The sequence below is a fragment of the Aquisalimonas lutea genome, from assembly GCF_030409225.1.
GTDB lineage: Bacteria > Pseudomonadota > Gammaproteobacteria > Nitrococcales > Aquisalimonadaceae > Aquisalimonas > Aquisalimonas lutea.
The window spans coordinates 125,013-151,644 of the sequence record NZ_JAUFPK010000001.1; the positions used below are offsets into that span (position 1 = coordinate 125,013).

General features: G+C 70.2%; 23 protein-coding genes and 1 riboswitch. Of the genes, 14 read left to right on the plus strand and 9 right to left on the minus strand.

Annotated features, from left to right (window positions below):
* The first annotated feature begins 125 nt into the window (after positions 1 to 125).
* A riboswitch (S-adenosyl-L-homocysteine riboswitch) is annotated at positions 126 to 206 on the plus strand.
* Between the two features lie 17 nt (positions 207 to 223).
* Together ahcY and metF are read left to right on the plus strand one after the other, a co-directional pair.
* Entirely contained in the window at positions 224 to 1,630 is a 1,407-nt protein-coding gene (ahcY, locus tag QWY84_RS00590) for an adenosylhomocysteinase (protein WP_290200446.1), read from the plus strand.
* A 119-nt stretch (positions 1,631 to 1,749) separates the two neighbouring features.
* Complete coding sequence (gene metF, locus QWY84_RS00595; protein WP_290200448.1) at positions 1,750 to 2,631, plus strand: methylenetetrahydrofolate reductase [NAD(P)H]; 882 nt, start codon at positions 1,750 to 1,752, stop codon at positions 2,629 to 2,631.
* Between the two features lie 61 nt (positions 2,632 to 2,692).
* Here metF and QWY84_RS00600 read toward each other — a convergent pair whose 3' ends face one another.
* From QWY84_RS00600 to QWY84_RS00640, 9 genes are all read right to left on the minus strand, one after another.
* Positions 2,693 to 3,424 carry a 16S rRNA (uracil(1498)-N(3))-methyltransferase gene (locus tag QWY84_RS00600; RefSeq protein WP_290200449.1) on the minus strand — a complete coding sequence of 244 codons (732 nt, stop codon included), beginning with the start codon at positions 3,422 to 3,424 and terminating at the stop codon, positions 2,693 to 2,695.
* 8 nt (positions 3,425 to 3,432) lie between these two features.
* Entirely contained in the window at positions 3,433 to 3,900 is a 468-nt protein-coding gene (locus tag QWY84_RS00605; RefSeq protein WP_290200450.1) for a chemotaxis protein CheW, read from the minus strand.
* Positions 3,901 to 3,958: 58 nt separating this feature from the next.
* Positions 3,959 to 4,882, minus strand: a complete 924-nt coding sequence (locus QWY84_RS00610) for a chemotaxis protein CheB (protein WP_290200451.1) — start codon at positions 4,880 to 4,882, stop codon at positions 3,959 to 3,961.
* 34 nt (positions 4,883 to 4,916) lie between these two features.
* Positions 4,917 to 10,913 carry an Hpt domain-containing protein gene (locus QWY84_RS00615; protein ID WP_290200452.1) on the minus strand — a complete coding sequence of 1,999 codons (5,997 nt, stop codon included), beginning with the start codon at positions 10,911 to 10,913 and terminating at the stop codon, positions 4,917 to 4,919.
* A gap of 15 nt (positions 10,914 to 10,928) precedes the next feature.
* Positions 10,929 to 11,816: a CheR family methyltransferase gene (locus tag QWY84_RS00620; RefSeq protein WP_290200453.1), complete on the minus strand. Its 888-nt coding sequence runs from the start codon at positions 11,814 to 11,816 to the stop codon at positions 10,929 to 10,931.
* 14 nt (positions 11,817 to 11,830) lie between these two features.
* Positions 11,831 to 13,894, minus strand: coding sequence for a methyl-accepting chemotaxis protein (locus QWY84_RS00625; protein ID WP_290200456.1), 2,064 nt, complete (start codon positions 13,892 to 13,894; stop codon positions 11,831 to 11,833).
* 61 nt (positions 13,895 to 13,955) lie between these two features.
* A complete protein-coding gene (locus QWY84_RS00630; RefSeq protein ID WP_290200457.1) occupies positions 13,956 to 14,513 on the minus strand; it encodes a chemotaxis protein CheW in 558 nt (185 codons plus the stop codon).
* On the minus strand, positions 14,497 to 14,862 hold the full coding sequence (locus QWY84_RS00635) for a response regulator (protein WP_290200459.1): 366 nt from the start codon (positions 14,860 to 14,862) through the stop codon (positions 14,497 to 14,499). Before QWY84_RS00635 ends, QWY84_RS00630 begins: the two co-directional genes overlap by 17 nt.
* 109 nt (positions 14,863 to 14,971) lie before the next feature.
* Complete coding sequence (locus QWY84_RS00640) at positions 14,972 to 15,331, minus strand: response regulator (protein ID WP_290202656.1); 360 nt, start codon at positions 15,329 to 15,331, stop codon at positions 14,972 to 14,974.
* Positions 15,332 to 15,704: 373 nt separating this feature from the next.
* Between QWY84_RS00640 and gshB the strand changes: the two genes are divergently transcribed.
* From gshB to QWY84_RS00700, 12 genes are all read left to right on the plus strand, one after another.
* Complete coding sequence (gshB, locus tag QWY84_RS00645; RefSeq protein WP_290200460.1) at positions 15,705 to 16,649, plus strand: glutathione synthase; 945 nt, start codon at positions 15,705 to 15,707, stop codon at positions 16,647 to 16,649.
* The gene (locus QWY84_RS00650; protein WP_290200461.1) at positions 16,646 to 17,710 is read left to right on the plus strand and encodes an FAD:protein FMN transferase; all 1,065 of its coding nucleotides are present in this window, start codon (positions 16,646 to 16,648) and stop codon (positions 17,708 to 17,710) included. Before gshB ends, QWY84_RS00650 begins: the two co-directional genes overlap by 4 nt.
* Entirely contained in the window at positions 17,707 to 18,072 is a 366-nt protein-coding gene (locus QWY84_RS00655; protein ID WP_290200462.1) for a NusG domain II-containing protein, read from the plus strand. Before QWY84_RS00650 ends, QWY84_RS00655 begins: the two co-directional genes overlap by 4 nt.
* A complete protein-coding gene (locus QWY84_RS00660; RefSeq protein ID WP_290200463.1) occupies positions 18,056 to 18,625 on the plus strand; it encodes a Gx transporter family protein in 570 nt (189 codons plus the stop codon). Before QWY84_RS00655 ends, QWY84_RS00660 begins: the two co-directional genes overlap by 17 nt.
* Positions 18,622 to 19,479 (plus strand): energy transducer TonB, encoded by an 858-nt coding sequence (locus QWY84_RS00665; protein ID WP_290200464.1) that lies wholly within the window; start codon positions 18,622 to 18,624, stop codon positions 19,477 to 19,479. Before QWY84_RS00660 ends, QWY84_RS00665 begins: the two co-directional genes overlap by 4 nt.
* Before the next feature lie 111 nt (positions 19,480 to 19,590).
* A complete protein-coding gene (locus QWY84_RS00670; RefSeq protein ID WP_290200465.1) occupies positions 19,591 to 20,154 on the plus strand; it encodes a YqgE/AlgH family protein in 564 nt (187 codons plus the stop codon).
* Positions 20,151 to 20,597, plus strand: coding sequence for a Holliday junction resolvase RuvX (ruvX, locus tag QWY84_RS00675; protein WP_290200466.1), 447 nt, complete (start codon positions 20,151 to 20,153; stop codon positions 20,595 to 20,597). The genes QWY84_RS00670 and ruvX overlap by 4 nt, the downstream gene beginning before the upstream one ends.
* Positions 20,590 to 21,096, plus strand: a complete 507-nt coding sequence (pyrR, locus tag QWY84_RS00680) for a bifunctional pyr operon transcriptional regulator/uracil phosphoribosyltransferase PyrR (RefSeq protein WP_290200467.1) — start codon at positions 20,590 to 20,592, stop codon at positions 21,094 to 21,096. Before ruvX ends, pyrR begins: the two co-directional genes overlap by 8 nt.
* Positions 21,093 to 22,073, plus strand: coding sequence for an aspartate carbamoyltransferase catalytic subunit (locus QWY84_RS00685; protein WP_290200468.1), 981 nt, complete (start codon positions 21,093 to 21,095; stop codon positions 22,071 to 22,073). The genes pyrR and QWY84_RS00685 overlap by 4 nt, the downstream gene beginning before the upstream one ends.
* A complete protein-coding gene (locus tag QWY84_RS00690; RefSeq protein WP_290200469.1) occupies positions 22,070 to 23,365 on the plus strand; it encodes a dihydroorotase in 1,296 nt (431 codons plus the stop codon). The genes QWY84_RS00685 and QWY84_RS00690 overlap by 4 nt, the downstream gene beginning before the upstream one ends.
* Positions 23,362 to 24,042, plus strand: a complete 681-nt coding sequence (locus QWY84_RS00695) for a ferredoxin reductase domain-containing protein (RefSeq protein ID WP_290200470.1) — start codon at positions 23,362 to 23,364, stop codon at positions 24,040 to 24,042. Before QWY84_RS00690 ends, QWY84_RS00695 begins: the two co-directional genes overlap by 4 nt.
* A 218-nt stretch (positions 24,043 to 24,260) precedes the next feature.
* On the plus strand, positions 24,261 to 26,519 hold the full coding sequence (locus tag QWY84_RS00700; protein ID WP_290200471.1) for an acyl-CoA dehydrogenase: 2,259 nt from the start codon (positions 24,261 to 24,263) through the stop codon (positions 26,517 to 26,519).
* Positions 26,520 to 26,632: the final 113 nt, after the last annotated feature.

The following is a 26,632-nucleotide window of genomic DNA, read 5'->3' on the forward strand; positions in this document are numbered from 1 at the left end:
GACGCGGTCCGCTGGTCGCGGGGAACGAAACGCTGCTCGCGTGCGTCCCCGTGATCGGCACCATGCCATGCGGCGGTGCCCGGCAGGCATCGCCAGGGGTCGCCGGCCGCCGTGCGGCCGGCCGTCCGGCTGAGGAGCGCTGCAACAGGCACTGCGCCTGCCAGGCTCAGCCGGATGCCTACTCATACCAACGGCGCTATGGAAACAATCGGAGCCAGCACCAATGAATGCTGTCGTAGAGAGTCAGAACGATTATATCGTCCGTGATATCGGCCTTGCCGACTGGGGTCGCAAGGAGATCGAGATCGCGGAAACGGAAATGCCGGGCCTGATGTCCGTGCGCGAGGAATACCGCGCCAAGCAGCCCCTCAAGGGCATGCGCATCGCGGGTTCCCTGCACATGACCATCCAGACCGCCGTGCTCATCGAGGCACTGGTGGAGCTGGGCGCCGAGGTGCGCTGGGCCTCCTGCAACATCTACTCCACCCAGGACCATGCCGCCGCGGCCATCGCCAAGCGCGGCGTGCCGGTGTTCGCCTACAAGGGCGAGACCCTGGACGAGTACTGGGAGTACATCCACCGCATCTTCGATTTCGACGGCGGTGCCAACACCATCCTCGATGACGGCGGCGACGCGACCACGCTGCTGACCGTCGGCTCCAAGGCCGAGAAGGATCCGTCCTTCCTGGACAGCCCGGGCAGCGAGGAGGAAAAGGCGCTGTTCACGGCCATCAAGGCGCGGCTGGAGTCCAACCACGGCTGGTACACCAAGCAGCTGGAGCAGATCCGTGGCGTCTCCGAGGAGACCACCACCGGCGTCGCCAGCCTGCTGAAGATGGAAAAGGAAGGCTCGCTGCCGTTCCCGGCCATCAACGTCAACGACTCGGTGACCAAGTCGAAGTTCGACAATCTGTACGGCTGCCGCGAGTCCCTGGTGGACGGCCTCAAGCGCGCCACCGACGTCATGATCGCCGGCAAGATCGCCGTGGTCTGCGGCTTCGGCGACGTCGGCAAGGGCTCCGCCCAGAGCCTCAAGGCCATGGGCGCCACGGTGTGGATCACCGAGATCGATCCGATCTGCGCCCTGCAGGCCATGATGGAAGGCTACCAGGTGGTCACCATGGACGATGCGGCCGACAAGGCGGACATCTTCGTCACCGCCACCGGCAACTACCAGGTCATCACCCATGACCACATGGTGCGCATGAAGCACAACACCATCGTGTGCAACATCGGCCACTTCGACAACGAGATCGATGTCGCCAGCCTGCGCAAGTACGAGTGGGACAACATCAAGCCCCAGGTCGATCACATCACCCTGCCCAGCGGCAACAAGATCCTGCTGCTGGCCGAGGGCCGCCTGATCAACCTGGGCTGCGCCACGGGCCATCCGAGCTTCGTGATGTCCAACTCGTTCACCAACCAGGTGCTCGCCCAGATCGAGCTCGCCCAGAACCTCGACAAGTACGAGAAGAAGGTCTACGTACTGCCGAAGCATCTGGACGAGAAGGTCGCCGAGCTGCACCTGAAGAAGCTGGGCGCCAAGCTCACCCAGCTGACCCAGGAGCAGGCCGACTATCTCGGCCTGGACGTGAACGGCCCGTTCAAGCCGGATACCTACCGGTACTGAGCGACGCCTTTCAGTCCCCGGGTTGCACGGGCGGGCCTCCGGGCCCGCCGGCGCGACCCGTCCCGGTGGGCCGGCGACCGGCCGCGCCCACCGGCGATTCCCGCGATACGGGGGTGATTATGGAATCCCAGAAGAAACACTCGCCGGTTTTCAGTTTCGAGTTCTTCCCGCCCAAGAACGAGGAGGGGGAGGAGCGGCTGCGCAAGACCCGGGAGCGCCTGCAGGCGCTGGGTCCGCGCCTGTTCTCGGTGACGTTCGGCGCGGGTGGTTCCACGCGCGAGCGGACCTTCGAGACCGTCGTCGACATCCAGAAGCGTTCCGGCATCGACGTCGCGCCGCACCTGTCCTGCATCGACGCGACGCCGGACAGCATCCGCGAGCTGCTGGGCCGCTACCGCGACAACGGCATCCGCAACATCGTCGCGCTGCGCGGCGACATGCCGTCCGGCACCGGCGGCGGGCCGGGCCACTTCAAGTACGCCAACGAGCTGGTGGAATTCATCCGCCAGGAGCACGGTGACCATTTCCACATCGAGGTGGGCTGCTACCCGGAAATCCACCCGGAAGCCCGGAACGCCTTCGCGGATCTGGAGAACTTCAAGCGCAAGGTCGAGGCCGGTGCCGACAGCGCCATGACCCAGTACTTCTTTGCGCCGGAAGGGTACTACCGGTTCGTGGAGAGCTGCGAGAAGATGGGGGTAAACATTCCCATCGTGCCGGGCATCATGCCCATCGTGAACTTCCAGCAGCTGGCGCGCTTCTCCGACATGTGCGGGGCCGACATCCCGCGCTGGCTGCGCAAGCGCCTGGAGGCCTACGACGCCAACGGCGACAAGGAGTCCATGCAGGCCTTCGGCGTGGACGTGGTCACGCAGATGTGCTCCGAGCTCCTGGACGCCGGCGCGCCCGGCCTGCACTTCTATACGCTGAACCAGGCCAAGGCGTCCGAGGCCATCTGGAACAACCTGGGGCTCAGCCAGAAGATGGCGCAGGCGGACTGAGCCGCCGCGCCGTTGCAACCATCGCCCCCGCGGAGCCCGGCTCCCGGGGGCGATTCCGTTTCTAGCCGAGATCGCCCCGGAGTGTCTGCAGGGCGGTCAGGGCGACAATGCCGGCGGTTTCCGTGCGCAGCACGCGCGGCCCCATGCGCACGGGCTGGAAGCCGTGTGCACGCGCGGCCGTCACCTCGTCACTGTTGAGACCGCCTTCCGGGCCGACCAGCAGCGTGCATGCGGCCGCCTCCGGCAACTGCAGCGCGCGGATGCGCTCGCCGCCCTCCGGGTCCAGGAAAAGACGCGGCCCCTCGGGCAGGGCAGCCCAGCACTGGCCCAGGGACACCGGCTCGCGGAGCTCGGGGATGACGTTGCGTCCGCATTGCTCACACGCGCTGACGGCGACGCCGTGCCAGTGCCCGAGCTTCTTGCGCAGCCGTCCGGGCTCGGTATTGACCACGCTGCGTGCGGTGATCACCGGCACGATGGCCTGGACGCCGAGCTCCACGGCCTTCTGGATGGTCCAGTCCATGCGGTCGCCCTTGCTGATGCCCTGGACCAGGGTCGTCCGCAGGGGGGATTCCGCGCCCTCGCTCACCGGCGCCTCCAGGCGCACCGTCCCGCGGCGCCGCTCCAGCGCCACCAGCACGGCGCGGTAGCTGGTGCCGGCACCGTCGAAGATCACCAGCTCGTGGCCGGGCCGCAGGCGCAGCACCCGGAGATGGTTCGCGGCCGCCCCTTCCAGGGTATATTCCGCCCCTTCCGCGAGCGGCCCGGGGAGGTGAATGCGGGGGATGCGCACAGCGGCTGTCAGTGGTGCAGGGCACCGCGGATCCAGCCCTCCACCGCGGCCAGATCGGGGATCAGCGCCGGCTCGCCGTGGGCCAGAACCGCCTGCTGGATCCCTTGCGGCGGCGCTTCCTCGTCCCTGATCTCCAGCCCTTCCCGCTCGACATTGATCAGCCGCGGGATACTCCGGGTACGCACGGCGATGTACGGCAAGGTCGGGTCCTCGCCCACGGCCTTGAGCACGACCAGCCGGGCCCGCGCACCGGCGCCCTCCGGCAGGGACTGTCCGTCCAGGGATTCAAAGGCGACGCACGGCACCCGCTGGCCGCGCCAGTCGATGGAGCCCAGCAGCCAGTCCGGGGCGCCGTCACCCGCCGGTTCCGGCGGGACATACCCCACCACCTCGGCGACCACGGTCCCGGGCAGGAGGAGATTGTCGTCCTCCAGGGGCAGCAACAGGCTACGGATGGCGTCCTCTTGTTCCGGCATACCGCTTCGTCCTCGTTGATGGTCTTCGCCCGCGCCGCGGCGGGCTTCGCGCCCCGTTCTACAGCGGGGCCGCAGCGCGCAGGTACTGCACCATGGCCCGGGCCAGCTCTTCCGGGCTGCCGCGGCGGCTGACAACACCGGTTTCCGCCGCACTGTCCGGCATGCTGCTGATGGCGCAGCTGCCGGCGTCCTGGGCCCAGACCTCGCCGCCGGCGTCGGCGATGGCCCGCGCTCCCTCGGCACCGTCGTCGCCCATGCCGCTGAAAACGATCGCCGCCGCGCGCGGCCCGAACCCCCGGGCCATCTCCGCCATGGCCGCGTCGATGCAGGGGCTGTACGAGCGATCGCCCACCGGATCCGGCTCCAGCATGACACGGTGATCCTCGGTCAGCCGGAGCCTCCGGTCAACGGGCATGACGTGGACGTGCCCCGGGCGCAGGATCGCGCCGGAGACCAGGGGCAGGACCTGGAACGGCGTCGACCGGTTGAGCTGCGCCGAGAGCAGATCCACGAAGCCGTCACCGATATGCTGGACCAGGAGGAACGCGGCGTCCGGCACCTCCGGGATCGATTCCAGGAACCGCTTCACCGCCTCGGGCCCGCCGAACGAAGCCCCCAGGACCCAGTAGTCGGGCGCCTGCGGCGGCTCCGGCTCCGCGGGCTCGACACCGCCGGCATCGGGGGTCGCAATGGCGGCCAGCTTGCCCGCCAGGCGCCGCATCCAGACGTTCTCGTGCTCCGCCGGTGCATCCTCGTTGAACAGCACCGGGGGCAGTCCCTCCAGGGCGAGAAGATCCGGCAGGGCATCCAGCCCGTGGTCGTCCATGGCGTGCAGGTCCACGAGCATGACCTGTACGGGCTCCCGGCCGCCGGCGCCCAGAAAGCCGTGCAGGTCATCCTCGACGGCGACCGCAAGCCCGTACCTCTCCAGGCCGTCCCGCAGCGCCTGCCGGGACGGCCCCGGGGTACCGATCAGTCCCACGCGAACGGGGGCCCGACGGGTTTGGGCGGATGTGTCAGTGGCCCCCATGACCCTGCGTCAGCACCTCGTCCAGGTTGCCCAGCAGCTCCGACTCCTGGTACGGCTTGCCCAGGTAGCGGTCCACGCCGATATCCAGCGCCCGCGCCCGGTGCTTCTCGCCCGTGCGCGAGGTAATCATGATGATCGGCACATGCTGCAGGCGTTCGTCGTTGCGCATGTGCGTAGCGAGCTCATAACCGTCCATGCGCGGCATTTCGATATCCAGCAGCATGGCGTCCGGGACATGCTCCTGGAGCTTGGCCACGGCGTCGACACCGTCGTTCGCGGTGATGACCTGCATGTGGTTGCGCTCCAGCAGCCGCGAGGCGACCTTGCGCATGGTGATGGAGTCATCCACCACCATGACCAGGGGCTCGGGCTGGGCCTGCTCGGCGTCCTCGTCCGCCGCGGCCGCGGGCAGGGCCTCGTCGCCCGGGGCGGCCTCCGCGACGCCCTGGCGCATCAGGGCGCTCATCTCCAGGATGAACACCACGCGCCCGTCGGCCAGGATGGTGGCGCCGTAGATCCCGGGGACATTGCTGATCTGCGGCCCGACGGACTTCACCACGATCTCCCGGGAGCCGATCAGGCCGTCGACCTGCAGCGCCAGGCGGTGATCGCCGCTCTGCAGCAGCACCAGGGGTACCCGGGTGCCCTGCCCGGCCAGGTTGGGCTCGCCCTCGCCGAGGATCACCGACAGCGACGTGATCTCGTAGTCCTGGCCGGCATAGTGGTACAGGGCTTCGTCCTCCCGCGCCAGGTAGGTCTCCATCTGGTCGCGGGTGATGCGGACCACGCCGTCGATGCTGGTCAGGGGGATGGCGTACGCCTGGTCGCCGGCGGTGCACAGCAGCGCCTGGTTCATGGCCAGCGTAAAGGGCAGCCGCACCACGAAGCGCGTGCCGCGGCCGCGCTCGGAATCGATGTCCAGGGAGCCGCCCAGCTGCTTGATCTCGGCGTTGACCACGTCCATGCCCACGCCGCGGCCGGCGACCTGGGTCACCTCATGGGCCGTGCTGAAGCCCTGCTCCATGACGAACTGCATGACCTCGCGGTCCGTGGGCTCGCGCTCGTCCCGGAGGAGGCCGCGCTCCCGGGCCTTGCGCCGGATGGCATCCAGGTCCATGCCGCTGCCGTCGTCGGAGACGCGCAGCACGATGTCGGCGCCTTCGCGATCCAGGGTCAGCTCGATCTGCCCCGCGTCGGGCTTGCCGGCCGCGCGCCGCTGCTCCGGCGTCTCGATCCCGTGCGCCACGGCGTTGCGCAGCATGTGCTCCAGGGGCGCAACGATGCGGTCGAGCACGGTCCGGTCCATCTCGCCCTGGGCGCCGTGCACCCGGATACGCGCCTCGCGGCCGAGCTCGGCGGCCGTCTGCCGGACCACCCGGCGCAGCCGCGGGACGAGGCTGGCGAAGGGAACCATGCGGGTGCGCATGAGCCCGTCCTGGAGCTCGGTGTTGACCCGCGACTGCTGCAGCAGCAATGTCTCCGACTCCCGCGCCAGGTTGTCCAGCAGCGACTCGATGCTGGCCAGGTCGTTCACGGACTCCCCCAGGCCCCGGGAGAGCTCCTGCATGCGGGAATACCGGTCCAGCTCCAGCGGATCGAACTGCTCGTCGCCATCCGGGGCGTCCGCTGCGGAGACCCCGCCGTCCTCGGCGGCGCGCTCGTGACGATAGAGAATCTGGGCCTCGGTCTCGATCTCCAGGGTCCGCAACTGGTCGCGCAGTCGCTGCACGGTCTGGTCCAGCTCGGTGAGGTTGAACCGGAAGGCCCCCACCTGCTGGTCCAGCCGGGCCCGGTAGATGCTGACCTCGCCGGCATAGTTGACGAGGTTGTCCAGCAGGTCGGCCCGCACCCGGATCTGGTCGCCGCCGCTCGGCGAGGCGGTCTCGCTCGCGGCCGCGCCCGGCTGGTCGCCGGCGGCGCCGTCGGCGGGACGCTCGGCCGGGGCGGAATCCGTGTCGCCGGTATCCGGTGCCCCCGGCGCCTCCCCCTGCTGCCATTGCCGCAGCGCTGCCAGCAGGTCCTCGGCCTCGGCCAGGCGCTGGCCCTGTACGGCATGCTCGCGCATGAGATGCAGCCGGTCGTGGCAGCGCTCCAGGAGCTCGAACAGGCCGGCGTCCGGCACCGTGCCGGCATCGCGGAGCTGCACCAGCAGGCTCTCCAGGGCGTGGCTCAGATTGGCCACCGGCGTGTACCCGGCCATGCGGGCGCCGCCCTTGAGCGTGTGCAGGGCCCGCTCCAGGTCATGGATCCGGTCGGTCTCTTCCGGGGCATCCACCCAGGCCTGCTGGGCGGCCTCGATGTTCTGGAGGAGCTCCGCCGCCTCGTCGACGAAGACCTCGCGAAGCTCGCTGTCGCCCTCTTCCGGGGGGTCCGCCTCGGCGGCCGCGGGCGCCGGATGACCGGATTCCGGCCGCAGTGCCTGCAACCGCTCCACGGTCGCCGCGGCGTCGCCGCTGTCGCCCTGCTCCCGGGCAAGGGCCACCATGCCCTGAAGCTGGTCGTAACCGTCGCGCACGGCGGCGAGGACCTCGTCGTCCGCCGCGAGCTGGCCATGCTCCAGGTCGGCCACCCGCTGTTCCAGGGCGTGGCAGACACCGGCAACGCCGTCGAAGCGCGCCAGCCGGGCACCGCCCTTCAGGGTGTGCAGGGAGCGCTGCATCTCGGCCAGCGCCCCTTCGTGCGCCGGATCGTCCTCCAGGCGCTCCATGGTCTCGTCCATGAAGCGCAGGATATCGTCGGCCTCCTCCAGGAACAGCTCGACCAGATCCGGGTCGATCTCGGCTTCCTGGCTCGCCTCCCCGGCCCCCCGGTCCGCCGCCGTATCCTCCGGCGCATCGGGCTCGGCGCCGCCGGAGGTGGTGTCCGGGGCGCTGTCGCCGAGCTCCGCCAGCTCGGCAATTTCGCCGTGAAGCCCGTCGGCATCCGGCAGCGCCGTCCCCTCCCCCAGCGCCTGCACCATGGCCTCCAGCTGCTCGGCGCCGCGGGCGACGACATCGCGCTCCCGTGCCTCCAGGGGGCGATCCTCGTCGCGCCGGCTTGCGGCGAGCAGCTCCAGGTCCCGCGCCAGTGCGGCCACGGCCTGGACATCGGCCATCCGTGCGCTGCCGCTCAGGGTATGGAGCCCGCGCAGGAGATCGTCGGTCACGGTGCCGTCGCCGCTGGCCTCGGCATGCGCCAGGAACGCGTGCACCGTCCGCAGATGGTCGTCGGTCTCGTTGCGGAAGATCTCGTAGAGGGTGGGATCCATTCCCGGCGACGGCGCCCCGGCTTCGTCCTCGTCCTGGGCGGTCTCCCCGCGCCAGGATCGTTCCCCGTCGTCATCGTCGGCGTCTTCTTCCGGCGCACCGACCGGGGCGGGCCCGAGGTCCGCAGCCTCGGCACCGGTGTCGGACTCCGCTACCGCCGCCTCGTCAGGGATCTCCTCTTCTGCGGTCTCCGGCACGGCGCCGGGTTCCGTTGTCCCTTCCATGTCCGCCGTCGGGAGCACCGAGTCCACCGAGGCCTCCGGGGGCTCGCCCCCGGAGGCCTCGGTCGCGGCATCGCCGTGGTCGTCCGCCGCCCCGGCTCCGGAGGCCTCGGACGGGTCCTGATCCGGTTCCGGGGGAGGCTCCGGATCGGGCGCCGGCTGCCCGTCCGCCAGGCGCACCGCCTCGCGCATGAGCCCGCGCACGTCGGCAACCGGCGGCTCGCCGCCCTGGAGCTCGCGCACGAGCTGCGGGATAGCGGCCAGCGTGTCGTCCATGAGGGTGAACACGTCGGAAACCGGGGTCACGTGGCCGTCGATGATCCGGTTGAGAAGCCGCTCTACCGACCAGGCGAGCTCGCCGAGCAACAGGGCGCCCGCCAGCCGCCCGCTGCCCTTGAGGGTGTGGAACATCCGCCGGACCGTGATCAGCGGCTCCTGCTCCTCGGGGTTGGCCCGCCAGCGCGGATACGCGTCGTGGATGGTCTCCAGGCATTCGTCGACTTCTTCCAGGAAGATCTCGAGGATCTCCGGGTCCAGCTCGTCCGCCGCCACCGGAACCTGCAGGTCCACGCCGCCGCTCGCGCCGGTGCGCCCCGGCGCGGCGGGAGCGGGCGTGCCCTCCGCGGCGGCAGGAGCCGGCGAGGCCTCGCCGCCGTGCCCGTCCTCCGCCGAACCCGTCTCCGCATCCGGTTCCCGGGCTTCGGCATCCCGCGAGGCGTCGTCGGCGGCGACATCGCCGTCGCCGGTCTCCGACGTCGAGTTCCCGTCCGCGTCGGCGGTGGATGCCCGGTCCTCCGCGGGGGTTTCCCCGTCATATCCGAGGACGCGAACGCTGTTCTCGGCGACATCGAGAATGGTCTCGCGGCCGCTGCGGTTCTCCAGCACCGCCTCCAGGTAGTACTCGAGGCTGGTAATGGCATCCGCCAGGGCATCCATGCGCTCCTCGGCCGGCAGCTCCGGCGACGCCATGACCTCTTCGCGGATGCAGCGGCCGGCCGCTTCCAGCAGTCCGCCGGCGCGCTGCAGGTCCAGCATCTCCAGGGCACCCTGGAGGCGACGGAGAAGCGTTTCCATGCCGGCGAGCGGCTCCTCGCCGCGCTGTTCCATCAGCGCCACCAGGGCTTCCTTGATGGTGCCGATATCGGCGACGGCCTCCCGGATCGCCGTCTGGTAGACGGCCCGGTATTCCAGGTCGAACAGGTCGTCGTCCTGGAGTGCCACCGTCTCCTCGCCCAGCTCCATGGTGCCGGCTTCGCCCACGGAGGGCTCGTTGGTCTCCGTCAGCCCCTCCAGCGCGGACTCCACGTACAGCAGGGCCCGGGCGAAGTCCATGAGCTCCTGCTCGTCCGCGGCGCCACCACCGGCGAGCCGCTCGACGCGCTCCACCTGCTCCCGCACTACGCGGCGCGGGACGCCGAGCCCCAGCATGCCCAGCGTGTCGGCGACCCGCCGCAGCATGTCGCCCACGCCGCCGAGCCGCTCCGGTTCCTGCTGCTCGCTGCGGACGTAGAGATCCAGGGCGTCCTTGATCGCGGTGATGTCCTCGCGCAGGGCATCGGAGACGCTGCGCAGGATGTCCGAGCCCGGCCGGTAGCCGCCGTTTTCCTGGTTGCGGGCCCGCTCGCCGGCATCGGGCAGCAACGCCCCCAGGGAGAAACGCTCCTGGATGGCACCGAGGCGCTCGGTACTCGCCCCGGACTGCCCGACGTAGTACAGCATGTTCTTGAGCAGATCCCGGGGCGGGCTCTCGGCAAGCACCTGCTCGCCGTGATCGATCACCTGCTTGAGCTGGCGGTCCACCTGGCCAAGCAGGCTCTTCACCGCCGCCGTGGCCTCCAGGTCGCCGTTGCGCAGACCGTCCACGACCCCGGCTGCAATCCACCAGAGATCGCCGGTGCGATCATCCCCGGCCGCGGCGTCGAGCTGATCGAGAACGGTCTGCATGCGCTCGAGGCTGCGCTCCACCGCCTGGCCGCGCAGATAGGCCAGCAGGGCGCGCTGGTACAGGTGCCGGTGCTGCCGTGCCAGCCCCGCGATGGAGGCCTCGCTGCGCTCGTGCCGCGGCCGGGGCTGGGCGGCGTCGAGGTTCGGCGCGAACAGCGTGCTCTCGGTGAGCAGGGGCTCGCCGCGCGCGGCGCGCAGGTCGTTGAGAAGGGGCAGGACCAGCAGGCCGCTGTCCTGCTCGCCCTGCTGGATGCGCTCCAGGTAGTCGGACACGGACAGAATGCCGCGCATCAGGGTCTCTTCACCCTCGCCCGGCTGCGCCAGATCGCCGTTCACCAGGCCGTCGAGGACGTGCTCCATCTCCTCGACGAGCATGGACAGCCCGTAGAGCTCGAGCATCTGCAACGTGCCGTAGACCTGGTGCAGATAGGTCATGCAGAACCGCAGCTGCGTGCGATCACTGCGGTCCTCGGCGTATTCCTCGAGTGCCTGGGCGGACTGCTGGAGCGTCTCCTCCAGCTCCTTGCGGACCCATCCCAGGGTGCTCGTGTCGTTGTACCGCTCACTGGTCATTCGTCGCACCCACGTTCACTGGACGGGGCGCCGGAAGGCGAGCACATCACCCGCTTCCCGGGCCCGTACAAGCCCTTCGGGCGGCCCGCGAACAAGCTCGCCGGCACCCAGAACAAGCGTCCCCTCGGGCCGCAGATGCCGCGCCAGCCCGTCCACGATGGCCCGGCGCCGCTCCTGGTCGAAATAGATGAGAAGGTTCTGGCAATAGATCACATCCATGCGCAGGCTGGGCGCACGCGGCGCATCCAGGACATTCATCTGCGCGAACCCGACGCGCCGCCGCAACGCCCCCGTGACCCGGAAGCGATTCCCCCCGGGAAGCTCCTCGCAGTACGCCTCCCGCTTGTCCTGCGGAATATCATGCATGCGCCGCCTGGCATAGGTTCCGTGCCGCCCGACGCTCAGCGCGTGCAGGCTGATGTCCGTGCCGGTGACGCCGAAATGCGGCGGCTCCGGGTAGGTGCTCACCGCGTCAGCGACGGCCATGGCCAGCGTGTAGACCTCCTCGCCGGTGGCGCAGCCCACGCTCCAGAGGTTGAGCTCACGGCTGCCGGCGGCCACCAGCCGCGGCAGGACCTGGTCCACGACGTACGCCACGGCGCACGGATCCCGGAAGAAGCGCGTCTCGTGCACCGTCAGCCGGTCAACCAGGGCCGCCCACTCGAGATTGCCGGCGACCCCGGAGACCAGGTGCCGGTAGTAGGCGTCGAAGTCGTCGAACCCGATCTCGCGCATCCGCAGGCCGACGCTGGTGACCAGGAACGACTTGCGCTCGCTGGGCATCGCCATGCCCGTGCGCCGCTCCAGGAGGTCCACCCAGCGGGCAAACTGCTGATCATCCATCTCCGGCAGGGCCCCGAGGCCCTGCCAGGATTGTGCAAGTTGCTGATCAGCGACGGCCATGCCAGTGCGCCCGCTCAGCTTTGCTGCTCGGGCAGCTTGAACCCGGCCACGGACTCACGCAGCTCGTTGGCGAGATCCGCGAGGTTGCCGATGGAGGTGGCCGTCTCGTTGGTGCCCGCCGACGTCTGGGAGGTGATCTCCTGGATGACGTTCATGGTGTCCGAGATGTTCGACGCGGCCTCCGCCTGCTGCCGGGCCGCCTCGGAAATGTTCTGGATGAGCCCGGCCAGCTGCTGGGAGGTGGACTCGATCTCGCGCAGCGCCTCGCCCGCCTCCTCGGCCTGGTGAGCGCCGCTGACCACCCCGGCGGTGGACTGCTCCATGGAGATGACCGCCTCGTTGGTATCGGTCTGGATGGTCTTGACCAGCGCCTCGATCTGCTTGGTCGCGTTACCGGAACGCTCCGCCAGGCGCTGCACCTCGTCGGCCACCACCGCGAAGCCGCGGCCGGCCTCGCCGGCCATGGCGGCCTGGATGGAGGCGTTCAGGGCCAGGATGTTGGTCTGGTCCGCGATGTCGTTGATGAGCTCGACGATGTTGCCGATCTCCTGGGAGGACTCGCCCAGGCGCTTGATGCGCTTGGAGGTCTCCTGGATCTGCTCGCGGATGGAGTCCATCTCGTTGATGGTCCGGCGCACGGTCTCGCCGCCCTTGGTGGCCAGCTCCACCGAGCGCTGCGCCACTTCCGCCGACTCCTCGGAGTTCTTGGACACCTGGTCGATGGACACCGCCATCTCGTTGATGGCCGCCGAGGCCGCCGTGATCTGGTGCGCCTGGTGGTCCGAGGCCTCGGCCAGGTGCATGGCCGTCGCCTGGGTCTGCTGGGCCGCCGAGGAGACCTGGACGGAGGTGTCGTTGATGGTGGTCACCAGGCTTCGCAGGGCGTCGATGGCGTCGTTGAAGGCGTCCCCGATGGCGCCCGTGAACGCCTCGCCCACCGAGGCCTGCACGGTAAGGTCACCCTCGGACAGCCCCTGGATCTCGTCCAGGAGATCGAGAATGGCCTGCTGGTTCTGCTTGGACTGCTCGTCGGTGCGGCGCTTTTCCTCCTCGGCCGCGGCCAGCTCCCGGCGGGCCTGGACGCGGGTGAGGAAGCCGCGGCCCACGAGCAGGACAAGGGCCACGCCGCCGAAGGCGAACCCGTACCACTCCTGCAGCGGCCGCTGATCGGACAGGCCACGGTACACACCCAGGAGATGGTCGGTGGTCGCCTCGAGGCGGTCCGAGTTGACGAAGATCCGCTCGGAGGCGTCGCGCACCTCGTAGAGGTCCGGCGACCCCGCCAGGATCTCCTCGACCTGGGCCTCGAGCTCGCTGAACCGGGCGTCGATCTCGCTCAGCGTCTCGGCGGCCTGGCCGCCGCTGATCGCGGGCACCGACAACGCTCCGTCGCCCTGGAGGGAGTTGAGCACGGTGCGCAGGTCTTCCTTGCTTCGCTCCAGGCGGTCGGCGGCGGTCACGTTGCCGATGCCGCCGCGCAGCATCTCGCCGGTATTGCGGCCGATACGCTCGGCGTGCAGCGCGATCTGGCCGGCCTGGTAGCTCTGGGAGGCGGGGGCGTTGGCCTCCGCGAGACTGCTGGCGAGACCCTCGGCGGATCGCTGGATCCGGGGCACGGCCACACGGAACCGCTCGGCGAGCTCGTTGACCCGCACCACCATGTCCTGGCGGTTGAGAATGGCGTCCGTGTCCTCGTCGATCAGGTTCCACGGCCGCTGGACCATGGTCAGAGCGTCGGCGGCCTCACCGCTGATCTCCTCGGTCGCCGGCAGCCCCGTCTCGGGATTGCCCTCCGCGAGGATGGCGATGTGCTCGCCCAGCTGGCCGCGGGCGTCATCGAGCATGAAGAACGCGTCGGTGTTGCCGTTGGCCGCCTCCGAGGCGTTCTTGGCCAGTGTCTGCGAGAGCACCCGGACGGCTTCCGCGCGCTCCAGGTACTCGGCGTCGAACCGCGCGTAATAGGCAGAATAGCCGAAGCTCGCCACCATCAGGATGATGGCCACGATCACCAGCGCACTGAGCGCCGTGACCGCCTTGCGAATCCCCTCGGCCGATGCCGGGTTTTGCGCCCCTTTCATGGTTATCGTCCCTCCAAAGCAATCCTGCCCCGGGCAAGCGGCCGCACCGCGTCCGGGAGTGTTAGCTGGCCACCATCAGGAACTGCGGGTCCTCCGCCAGCGCCCGCATGCTGAACACCAGCCAGCGCTCCCCCTGATCCTCCACCTGCCCCGTGACATACGGGGCGTAGCGGGCCTCGACACCCTCCGGTGCCGCGCCCACGTTCTCTTTCGGGAAATGCCGCATGCCGAAGACCTCATCCACCAGGACCCCCGTGTAGGCATTCTCGATCGGCATCACCAGTACCCGGCTGAGACGGGTCAGGCTGGAGACGTGCTCACCGAGATAGCCGTTGAGATCCATCACCGGCAGCAGCGTCCCCCGCACGTTGGCCATGCCGCGAACCCACGACTTCGTGCGCGGGATCGGAGCCAGGTCCGGATACTTCAGCAGCTCCGCGACCTCCGCCATGGGTGCGACAAAGCGTTGCCCGCCGAGCCGGAAACCCACCCCGACCCAGTCCTCACCGGGCTCCTCCCGGGCAGGCAGGTCCGCGCCGTGCTCACGGCCCAGGCGTTCCAGTTCCAGCAGTGCGTCAAAAGCCGAGGCCGCCATCCCGTGATCAGCCCTTGAGGGCACCCTCGATCTTCTCCAGCAGCTCCTGCTCGGTCACCGGCTTGCTGATGTAGTCCCGCGCCCCCTGGCGCATGCCCCAGATGCGATCGGTGTCCTGGTCCTTGGTACTGATGATCACGATGGGGATGCCGGCAGTGGCCGGATCCTTGGTCAGCTTGCGGGTGGCCTGAAAGCCGTTGACGCCGGGCATGACGATATCCATGAGGATGACGTCCGGAGCCGCGTTCTGGGCCAGCTTGATACCGTCTTCGCCGTTGTCGGCCACCGAGACCTGGTAGTCGTGCTTTTCCAGCATCTCCCGCAGCACATGGGTTTCCGTCGGCGAATCATCAACAATGAGAACCCGGGTCATTCAGACTGTCTCCCGTTCCGTCTTTCTCTGTCCGGATGGCTCCGGCGCACGCACCCCGTGGGGCACGCCTGCATTGCGCACCGGGGCATCCGCCCTCCTGGCAGGCGTGTCATGCCGCCTGATTGATGTGGCGCTTGATGGCGCCAAGAAGCTCTTCCCGCGTGAACGGCTTGGTCAGATACTGCTGCGAACCGACGATCCGCCCCCGTGCCCGGTCGAACAGGCCGTCCTTGCTCGAGAGCATGATCACGGGCGTATCCCGGAACATCTGGTTGTGCTTGATCAGCGCGCAGGTCTGATAGCCGTCCAGCCGCGGCATCATGATGTCCACGAAAATGATGCTCGGCTTCAGGTCGGCAATCTTGGCAAGGGCTTCGAAGCCGTCGTTGGCGGTAATGACTTCGCAGCCTTCCTTCTTCAGCAGCGTTTCGGCCGTTCGCCGGATGGTCTTGCTGTCGTCAATGACCATGACCTTGAGGCCCGAGAGTCCTTCCTGTGAGCTTTCGTTATCCACCGGCTCCCCCGACTCAAACTCGTTGTACCCTGCCGCGTGTGGCGGCACCGAGCGGCATCCGTTCCATAGCCGTACTGCCCTGTGTAACATATGGCCCTGGCGCGCGCCAGATCGTCGGCTGGCGGCACGTCCCCGCAATTCGCCACGGGCTGCAGCCCGCCCTGCGCACCGGTCCGGCGAACCACTGGAAGTCGACGCTACCAGAGCCGACAGAGCAAAACTGTGAACACTGTCGCTTGCAGAACACGCGTTCACGCACCGCTGCCCACTGGTCCGTCATGCGGGTACCGCACGGCCCACCGGAAACACGACACGGAGCTCCCGTCCCATGAGCGTTCGCCTCGGGGTCGTCATGGACCCCATCGACCACATCAAGCCCTGGAAGGACACCACGTTCGCGCTGCTGCTCGCCGCCCAGGCCCGCGGCTGGGAACTCCACTACCTGGAGCTGGGCGACCTGTTCCTGCGTGACGGCGAGGCCTGGGGCCATACGCGCCCGGTGACCGTGCGCGACCGCAGGACGGACTGGTACGAGCTCGGTCCCGGGGCATCGCTGCCCCTGGGCGATCTGGACATCATCCTCATGCGCAAGGACCCGCCGGTGGACGCGGCGTTCACCTACGCCACCCACCTGCTGGAACGTGCCGAGGCCGCCGGCGCACGCGTGGTCAACCGGCCGGCCGCACTGCGGGACGCCAACGAGAAGCTGTTCACCGCCCATTTCCCGGAATGCTGTGCACCGACCCTGGTGGACAGCGCGCCGCAACGCCTGCGGGCGTTCATCAGCGAGCAGGGCAAGGCCGTGCTCAAGCCACTGGACGGCATGGGCGGGCGTTCCATCTTCGTGGTGGCCGACGGCGACCCCAACACCTCGGTGATCATCGATACGCTCACCGAGGGCGGCAGCCAGTACATCATGGCCCAGCGCTACCTGCCGGAGATCCGCGACGGCGACAAGCGCATCCTGGTCATCGACGGCGAGCCGGTGGCCACCGCGCTGGCGCGCTTCCCCGCCGCCGGGGAGACCCGGGGCAATCTCGCCGCCGGCGGGCGCGGCGAGAGCGTCCCCCTGAGCGAGCGTGACCGGTGGATCTGCCGCCAGGTCGCTCCGGCGCTGGTCGCCCGGGGCCTGCGCTTCGTCGGCCTGGACGTCATCGGCGAGTTCCTCACCGAGATCAACGTCACCAGCCCCACCTGCGTGCGGGAGCTGGATGCCCTGAACGGAAGCGATATCGGCGGCGATCTCCTGGATCGCCTCGCTGCCGATCCATGACCCCGGGGCAGCGGATACGCCGCGCCGGGCGCCGCCTGCTGGCCCTCGGCCTGGCGGCCGCTGTCCTGGCGGCGTGCAGCGGCGAACCCGATGTCCATCACCGGCGCATGCTGGTGTTCGGAACCATGGTGGACATCAGCCTCTACGGGCTTCCCGACGACCGGGCGGAGCCGCTGCTGGCCGAGATGGAGGCGCACCTGCGGCAGCGCCATGACGCCTGGCACGCGTGGGAGGACAGCGCCCTGACCCGTTTCAACGAGCAGCTCCGGAAGGAGGGGCGGGCCCGCATCCACGGCCCCCTGCGCCCGCTTTTCGACCAGGGTCTGCCCCTGGCCCGGCGCACCGGTTACCGCTTCGACCCGGGCATCGGCGCACTGGCCCGGGCCTGGGGGTTCCACGGCGACCTCTCCGGCGAGGCACAGCCGCCGTCCGATGCGTTCCTGCGGGACTGGCGCGCGCACCCCCACAGCGCCGCGGACCTGGAGCGCGACGGCGACATGGTGACCACCGATACCCGCGACATGCGCCTGGATTTCGGTGCCGTCGCCAAGGGCATCGCCCTGGCGGAGGTCCACGAGCAGCTGGCGGCGACGGAGGTGGATGCCGGCATCGTCAATGCCGGGGGCGACCTGGTGACCATCCGGCAGCCGGGGCAGCGCCGCTGGCGCATCGGCATACGTCATCCCGAGGCCGAGGGCGTGGTCGGCACCCTAAGCGTCGACGCCGACGAGGCAGTGTTCACCTCCGGCGACTACGAGCGCCGCTTCGAGCACGAAGGCAATCGCTACCATCACATTCTCGATCCGGACACCGGGCGGCCGGCGCGGGGGCTGCGGGCGGTGACGGTCATCCACGAGGATCCGGCCCTGGCCGACGCGGCGGCCACGGCGCTCATGGTGGCCGGCCCCGATGACTGGCGGCGCGTGGCGGCGGAGCTGGAGCTCGACCACGTGCTGGTGATCACGCCGCAACAGCGGGTCCGGGCGACACCAGCCATGGCGCGGCGGCTGGACCCCGACCGGGAGGCCGACATGACGTTCGAGACCGTCGAGCTGCCATGACCCGCGTGGACATCGCCATCCTGGTCCTGGCGATGGCCGGCACGGCAACGCTGTACATGGCGCTGTGGCAGCCCGGGGGCAGCGCGGCCCGGTACGCCACGGTCCGGGTCGAGGACGAGACCGTGCTGCGCATCGACCTCCGCCGGGACGGGGTCCACGCCGTGGAGGGCCCCCTGGGCACCACACGCATCCAGGTCAGCGAGGGCCGGGTCCGCGTCACCGACTCCCCGGGCCGGCGCAGGATCTGTGTCCGCGACGGCTGGCTGGACCGCCCCGGGGCCGCGACGGTCTGCCTGCCCAACCGGGTCGTCGTCGCCATCCCCGGCACCACGGAGACGGAACTGGATGGCATTACCTGGTAGGCATCCGGCAGCGCCCGCGCGGCTGTCGCGGACACTGACCCCGGAGCGCTCGGACCTCCGGGTGGCGCACCTGGCGGCGCTGGCCGTGGCCATCCACGTGGCGGAGGCCGTCATCCCCAGCCCGATCCCGGGCGTCCGCCCGGGGCTGGCCAACATCGTCGTGGTCGTGGTGCTGCAGCGCTTCGGCGCAGGCACCGCGGCCTGGGTGGCCCTGCTGCGGGTCGTGGCCGGGGGGCTGCTGCTGGGCACCTTTCTCGCGCCCACGTTCCTGCTCAGCCTCACCGGCGCCGGCGCGGCCGCCGCCACGCTCGCCGCGGCATGCCGCATCCCGGGGATCGGCACGGTGGGCCTGAGCCTGCTGGCAAGCCTCGCCCACGTCAGCGGCCAGTTCCTCCTGGCCTGGCAGTGGCTGGTGCCCCACCCGTCGCTGCCGGTAATTCTGCCGGTGCTGCTCACCGCTGCGATCGCCACCGGCTGTGTCAATGGTATGATAGCGGCGAGTCTGCTGCGGCGGCTCGACAGTGACGGCAGGGACCCCCGACGACCCACATGAGCAAGCCGCGCATCAACCCCGGCGACCGCCTCGGCATGACCCTGTTCATGGCCGCTGCCCTCCACGGCGCGGTCATCCTGGGCGTGGGCTTCACCATCGCCCCGGGCCGGCCGGACACGCCGCCGCTCATCGAGATCACCCTGGCGCAGTCCCCTTCCGAGGAAGCCCCCGAGGACTACGACTTCCTGGCACCGGACGACCAGCAGGGCGGCGGCACCGCCGAGGAGGCCATGCGCCCGTCGGAGCCGAGCTCGCTGCTCCCCGACCCCCGGGACATGAGCGATGCCGTCTCCGCGGCGCCGGAGCGCCAGCCGGATCCCGCCGCCGACGACAGTCGCACCGTCACCACGGACGAGGCCGACGAGCAGGTACCGGATCCGGAGGTCAACGAGCCGCAGCCGGAGCACTCGCCCAACCGCGACATGATCCAGGCGAACGAGCAAGTCGCCCGGGACATCGCCGACACCAGCCAGCGCATCGACTGGGACGCGCGCTACCCCTCCAAGCGCCGCATCAACGCCCGCACCCGCGCCCACGACGCAGCGGCCTACATGCAGGGGTGGATCGAGCGCATCGAGCAGGTGGGCAATCTCAACTACCCGGACGAGGCGCGCCGCCGGCAGCTCTCCGGCCGGCTCATCGTGGAGGTGACGCTGGCTCCCGACGGCGAGGTCGTCGAGATCAAGATCCTGGAGAAATCCGCCCATGCCGTCCTGGATCAGGCGGCCCGGCGCGTGGTGGAGCTGGCCGGGCCCTTTCCGTCCATTCCCGAGGACGTCCTCGACGGCAAGGACCAGCTGGTCATCACCCGGACCTGGCAGTTCGAGAGCGACGGCGAGCTGCAGGCACGTTAAGGACGACGGGTTCCCGCGTGCTCCTGCGCGCCGCCGCCGTACCTCCGGGCGCGGCGGCTGTCGAGTAACCGCTATTGAGCCGCCGCCATGCACTGACGGATACTGTGACCCATGGACGAACAAGCTTCCCTGACCAATCATTTCCTCATCGCCATGCCGACGCTGGAAGACCCCAACTTCCACCAGGCCGTGGCCTACCTGTGCGAGCACAACGCCGAGGGGGGACTGGGCATCATCATCAACCGCCCCACCGACGTCACCCTGGGGGAGCTGCTGGAGCACTTGGAGATCGAGCCGGTGTCCGCAGCGATCGCCGGCCAGACCGTCTACATGGGCGGGCCGGTGCAGCGCGAGCGCGGCTTCGTGCTGCACAGCCCGGACAGCGAATGGGACTCGAGCCTGCAGGTCTCGGATCACGTCAGCGTCACGACGTCCCGGGACATTCTCGCCGCCATCGCCCGCGGCGAAGGCCCCCGGCGCTACCTGGTGGCGCTCGGCTACGCGGGCTGGGAGGCGGGCCAGCTGGAGCAGGAGCTGGCGCAGAACGCCTGGCTCAACGGCCCCGCCGACCCGGATATCATTTTCGAGCGCGACAGCGGCGAACGCTGGCAGGCCGCCGCGGCACTGCTCGGCGTCGACATGACCCTGCTGTCGTCCGACGCCGGGCACGCGTGACGGCCAGTCGGGACACTAGCACGCTGCTCGGCTTCGACTACGGGCGTCGCCGGATCGGCGTCGCCGTCGGCGAGACTGTCACCGGGGGTGCCCGCCCCCTGACCACGCTGCCCTGCGCCGCCGAGGGCAAGCCCGACTGGCACGCCATCGAGGCGATCATCCGCGAATGGCAGCCCGGGGCGATGGTGGTCGGCCGCCCGGAACACGCCGACGGCACGGCGAACGCGGTCACCCTGGGCGCGGAACGCTTCGCCCGCCAGCTCGAGGGCCGTTTCGGTATCACCGTGCACCTGGTGGACGAGCGCCTCAGCTCCCGCGAGGCGGAGCAGCGGCTGGCCGCGCGCGGCCGGCGCAGGCCGGCTCGCGGCAGCGGTGACGCCCTTGATAGCATGGCCGCTTGTGTCATTCTGGAAACCTGGCTAGCGGATGATCCCCATGAGTGAGCTCGCCCCGGTCCCTTCCCTGCTCGATCGCATGCGCGACGACCTGCAGGCCCTGCTGCACCGGCGCGGCATCCACGACCCGGCCATGATCGGCATCCACTCCGGCGGCGCCTGGGTGGCCCACGAGCTGCACCGCCGCCTCGACGTCGGCACCCCCCTGGGCACGCTGGATATCGCCTTCTACCGCGACGACGTGGGCACGCGCGGCGTGCATCCGCAGGTCCGGCCGTCCAACCTGCCGTTCGCCGTGGACGACCGCGACATCGTCTTGGTGGACGACGTCCTCTACAGCGGCCGCACCGTCCGCGCCGCGCTCAACGAGATCTTCGATTTCGGGCGCCCCCGGCGGGTTCTGCTGGCCGTGCTGGTGGACCGCGGCGAACGGGAGCTACCCATCGCCGCCGACGTCGTCGGCACGCGCATCACTCTCGACCAGGGCCAGCGCGTCAAGCTGCACGGCCCGGACCCCCTGGAGCTGACCATTCAGGACGCCGCATGAGCCGACGGGACATCCAGCTTGACGACCAGGGCCGCCTGCGCCATTTCCTGACCACCGAAGGGCTGCCCCGGGACCTGCTCGAGCGCATTCTCGACACCGCGGCCTCGTTCACCGGGGTCATCGAGAAGTCCATCAAGACGGTCCCGCTGCTGCGTGGGCGCACCGTCATGAACCTCTTCTTCGAGGCCAGCACGCGCACCCGCACCACCTTCGAGCTCGCCGCCAAGCGCCTGTCGGCGGACGTGCTCAACCTGGACATGGGCAGCTCGTCCGCGGTCAAGGGGGAGAGCCTGCTGGACACCCTGCGCAACCTGGAGGCGATGCAGTGCGACATGTTCGTGGTGCGGCACGCCGACAGCGGCGCAGCGCACTTCATCGCCGAGCACGTGGGTGACGACGTGGCCGTGGTCAACGCCGGCGACGGCCGGCACGCCCACCCCACCCAGGCGATGCTGGACATGTACACCATCCGCCGCCACAAGGGCGACTTCGAGCCCCTGCGCGTGGCCATCGTCGGCGACATCCTGCACTCGCGGGTCGCCCGCTCCCAGATCCACGCACTCAACGGCCTGGGCGCCGGCGAGGTCCGGGTAGTGGCGCCGCGCACGCTGCTGCCGCGGGATGTCGAGCGCCTCGGCGTGCACGTCTACCACGAGATCGAGGCCGGGCTGCGGGACGTGGACGTGGTCATCACCCTGCGGCTGCAGCGCGAGCGCATGCAGGGCGCCCTGCTGCCCAGCGAGCAGGAGTACTACCAGCTCTACGGCATCAGCCGGGAGCGGCTGGCGCTGGCGGCCCCGGACGCCATCGTCATGCACCCGGGCCCCATCAACCGGGGCGTCGAGATCGAGTCCGCCGTGGCGGACGGGCCCCATTCCGTGATTCTCAACCAGGTCACCAACGGCATCGCCGTGCGCATGGCGGTCATGTCCATGTGCCTGGAAGGCCGCGGCAGCCGCGCCGAGGAGGACGAATGAGCGCCAGCGTGCACATCCGGGGCGGGCGCGTACTGTGCCCGGCCCAGGGCATCGACCGCAGCACCGACGTATTCGTCGGCGACGGCCGCATCCTGGCCCTGGGTGAGCCGCCCGAGGGTTTCCATGCCGGGCGCACCCTGGACGCCCGCGGCCTGCTGGTCCTGCCCGGCCTGGTGGATCTGGGCACCAACCTGCGCGAGCCGGGCGCGCGGCACAAGGCCGACATCGTCAGCGAGCTCCGCGCCGCCGCGGCGAGCGGCATCACCACGGTCTGTGCGTCGCCGGCGACGCGCCCCGCCGTGGACAACACGGCGGTCCTGGAGCTGGTCCAAGGCCAGGCGCACAAGGCCGGCGCCAGCCGGCTGGTCCCCCTGGGGGCGCTCACGGCGGGCCTGGACGGCGAGCACCTCAGCCAGATGGCCGCCCTCAAGCGGGCCGGCTGTGTCGCCGTCAGCGACGGCGGCCAGCCGGTGGCGAACACGCTGGTCCTGCGGCGTGCGCTGGAGTACGCGGCCACCCACGATCTGCCGGTGATGGTCACGCCCCAGGACCCCGATCTCACCCGGGGCAGCAGCATGCACGAGGGCTGGATGGCGACCCGGCTGGGCATCGCGGGCATCCCCGTGGCGGCGGAAACCGTGGCCCTGGCACGCACCCTGGCCCTGGTCGAGGAAACCGGCGCCCGGGTGCATTTCATGCGCCTGTCCTCGACCCGCGGCGCCGAACTGGTGGCCCGGGCCCGGCGGGACGGCCTGCCGGTGAGCGCGGACGTGGCCATGCACCAGCTGTTTCTAACGGAGATGGACGCCAGCGGCTACAGCACGACGGCCAACGTCCTGCCGCCGCTGCGCGGCGAGCGTGACCGCGCGGCCCTGCGCCAGGCCGTGGCCGACGGCGTGATCCAGGCCGTGTGCTCGGACCATCAGCCCCACGACGCCGATGCCAAGGCCGTCCCCTTCGTCGCGGCAGAGCCCGGTGTCTCGGGCCTGGACACCCTGCTGGCCCTGGCGCTGCGCCTGGAGGACGAGGGGGCCCTGCCCCTGCTCACCGCCGTGGAACGGGTCACCAGCGGCCCAGCAGCGCTGCTGGGGCTGCCCGGCGGCACCCTGCGGCCCGGTGCCCCGGCGGATATCTGCCTGGTCGATCCCCGGGCCCCCTGGTGGGTTACGCCGGAAGCGCTGTTCAGCCGCGGCCGTAACACACCGTTCGGGGGATGGGAGCTGACCGGGCGCGTCCGCCACACCCTGGTGGACGGCACCCCGGTCTACCCGGAGGAGACCGCGCCGGCGTGACCCGAGTCCTGGGCAACACGGAGCTGCCCGATGCCAGCCGGCTCCTGCGCGTGGCGGCGGACGGCGGCGCCTCCCCCGCAGCCGGGCAGTGGTATCGGCTGCAGGGGCCGGACCGGGATCTGGAGCTGCCGGTGCTGGACCACTCGCCGGCGGAAGGCTGGCTGGCCTTCCGCGCCCCGTCCGTGACCGCCGCCTGGGGCCGTGGAACCGGCTGCCGCCCGGCGGGCCCCTTCGGTGACACGATCCCCGCCGCCCCGGCCGGACGCGAGCTGGTGATCATCGCCGACACGGCGGGCCTGCCGGCCCTGCTGTTTGCCTGCCGGAACCTGGCGATCCACCTGGCGCTGGTCGGCCTGGGCGCAGACCCTGCGCCGTTCCGGTTGCGGCCGTCCCGGTACATGGTCCCGGGCCTCGCCGCCGGCGCCATTGCCGGCATCGGCGTACTGGAGGACGCCGGCGTTGCCAGCCGCATCGCCCACGACGAGCCGTTGCCCGGCTGCCGCGAGGGGCCGCTGGCGTCGCTGGTGGACGAATGGCTGCGCAGCCGCGCGGCCCAGGACCGGTGGCAGACGGCCGCCGTCGTCGTCGGCACGCCGACCACCCTGGACGCCCTCCGCGATCATCTGCGCGGCCGCGTCGGTGAGCAGCACGAACGGCCCGTCCCTGCCGCGGCCTAGCCGCGTCCGTCAGGCTTCCACCATACGGTGCAGTATGGTACAAGTGTGACCAGGGTCTGCTCACGCACCCGGCGCCCGCACCCGGTGCGGACCCTGGCCTGACGGCGGTGATGCGTTGCGTCACTGCACCGCACGTCATGGAACCGACCGCGAAGGGTTCGCGGGTCAGCAGTCATGTCACGCGCGGTGGCCCGCGCCGTATGACAGGGAGAATGGACATGTTTACGAGCCTCATGCGCTTCATGCGCACCAACAACCTCCTGCCGCGCATTTCCGATACCGAGCGCCAGGCCCTGGAAGCCGGAACCGTCTGGATCGACGGCCAGATCTTCTCCGGCAACCCGGATTTCGGCGAGCTCCTGCGCGAGCCCTACAACCGCCTCTCCGACGAGGAGCAGGCGTTCCTCGACGGCCCGGCGGACGAGCTCTGCCGCATGCTCGATACCTACGAGATCGCGCGCACGCGCCGGGCGCCGGACGAGGCGGTGGAGTTCATCAAGAACAACGGCTTCATGGGCCTGCTGATCCCGCGCGAGTACGGCGGCAAGGGCTTCTCCACCCTGGCCATCTCCGCGGTCATGGCCAAGGTCAACAGCTACTCGTCCACCGTGGGCACCTTCGTGGTCATCCCCAACTCCCTGGGTGCGGCGGAGCTGCTCAAGCACTACGGCACCGACGAGCAGAAGAGCCACTACCTGCCGCGCCTGGCCAGCGGCGAGTACGTGCCCTGCTTCGGCCTGACGGAGCCCACCGCCGGCTCCGACGCCGCGTCCATCAAGGCCGAAGGCGTGGTGTTCCGCGACGACGACGGCGAGGTGAAGATCCGCCTGAACTTCCGCAAGCGCTACATCACGCTGGCCCCCGTGGCCAACCTGATCTCGCTGGCCTTCCGCATGCACGACCCGGACAACCTGCTGGGCAAGGGCGAGCACCCCGGCATCACCGTGATCATGCTGCACAAGGGCACCCCCGGCCTGCACAACGGCGACCACCACATGCCCGTGGGCGAAGGCTTCTACAACGGCCCCATCATCGGCGAGGACGTCATCGCCTCGCCGGAGCAGATCATCGGCGGCCGCGACTACGCCGGCCAGGGCTGGCGCATGCTCATGGAGCAGCTCGCCGGCGGCCGCGCCATCTCGCTGCCGGCCGGCGCCATCGGCGGCATGAAATCCACGGCCGCGGTCACCGGCGCCTATTCCATGATCCGCGAGCAGTTCGGCTTCCCCATCGGCCTCATGGAAGGCGTCCAGGAGAAGGTCGCGGGCATCGCCGCCACCACCTACATGTTCGAGGGCGCCCGGGTATATTCCTGCTCCGCCATCGACGGCGGCGAGCAGCCGCCGGTCGTCTCCGCGCTGCTCAAGTCCAGCAGCACCGAGACCGTGCAGAAGCTGCTCATCGACGGCATGGACGTCTTCTCGGGCGCCGGCGTCATGCAGGGGCCCAACAACATCCTGGCCTCGGGCTACCACGGCGCCCCGGTGGGCATCACCGTGGAAGGCGCCAACATCATGACCCGGACGCTGATCATCTTCGGCCAGGGGGCGACCCGCTGCCACCCGTACGCCCTGCCGTTGATCCGGGCCGTGGAGGACGACGACAGCGACGCCTTCCGTCGCCATCTCACCGGCTGGCTGGGTCACACGGCGGCCAACTGGCTGCGCACCAAAGTCCGCGGCCTCACCCGCGGCTACAGCGCCGGCAGCCCGGTCCCGGGCCCCACGGCCACGTACTACCGGCGCCTGGCCTGGGCCTCGTCGCGGTTCGCGCTGCTCACCGACCTGGCCATGTTCTGCATCGGCGGCAAGCTCAAGGCGCGGGGAAATCTCACCGGCCGCTTCGCCGATGCCCTGACCTGGCAGGTCCTGGCCCTGTCGGCGCTGCGCCGCTTCGAGGCGGAAGGCCGCCGCGAGGAGGACCTGCCGCTGGTCCAGTATGCCTGCGAGCACGCGCTGGCCCGGATCCAGGAGGCGTTCGAGGGCATCCATGCCAACTTCGACGCCCCGGTGGTGGGCTGGTGGCTGCGCAAGCCGGCCGCGTTCTTCCTGCGCATCAACCCGCTGTCCCAGGGGCCCGGCGACCGGCTGACCGCGCCCACCGCGGCAAGCATCCAGAGCCTGGGCGACACCTACCGGCGCATCACCGACGGCATCGTCCGCCCGGACGAGGACGCGCCGGGCGCAGGCCGGCTGCTGCGGGCATTCCGGCTACACCAGGAAGCGGCGCCCGTCGCGGACAAGATCCGCCGGGCGCAGAAGAAGGGCACGCTGGCGCGGGGGCACGCCTACGAGATCATGGACGAGGCCCACCGCGCCGGCATCGTCACGCAATCCGAGCTGCAGCAGCTCCAGCAGGCGCGGGACGCAGCGGCCGAGGCCATCGAGGTGGACGTGTTCACGCCGGAGGAGTACTTCGGCTCGGACGCCCTGCCGCCCCACGGGCAGGCCGACGACCGGCGCGCCGCGAACGCCTGAGCAGCTCGCCCCCGGCGCGCCGGCGCCGGGGGCCCCGGCCGCCCTTGAAACACGCTCCCGGACCCGCCATGTCCATTAGGGAATGGCTCAGCGTTTCCCGAGAAGACGGCGGG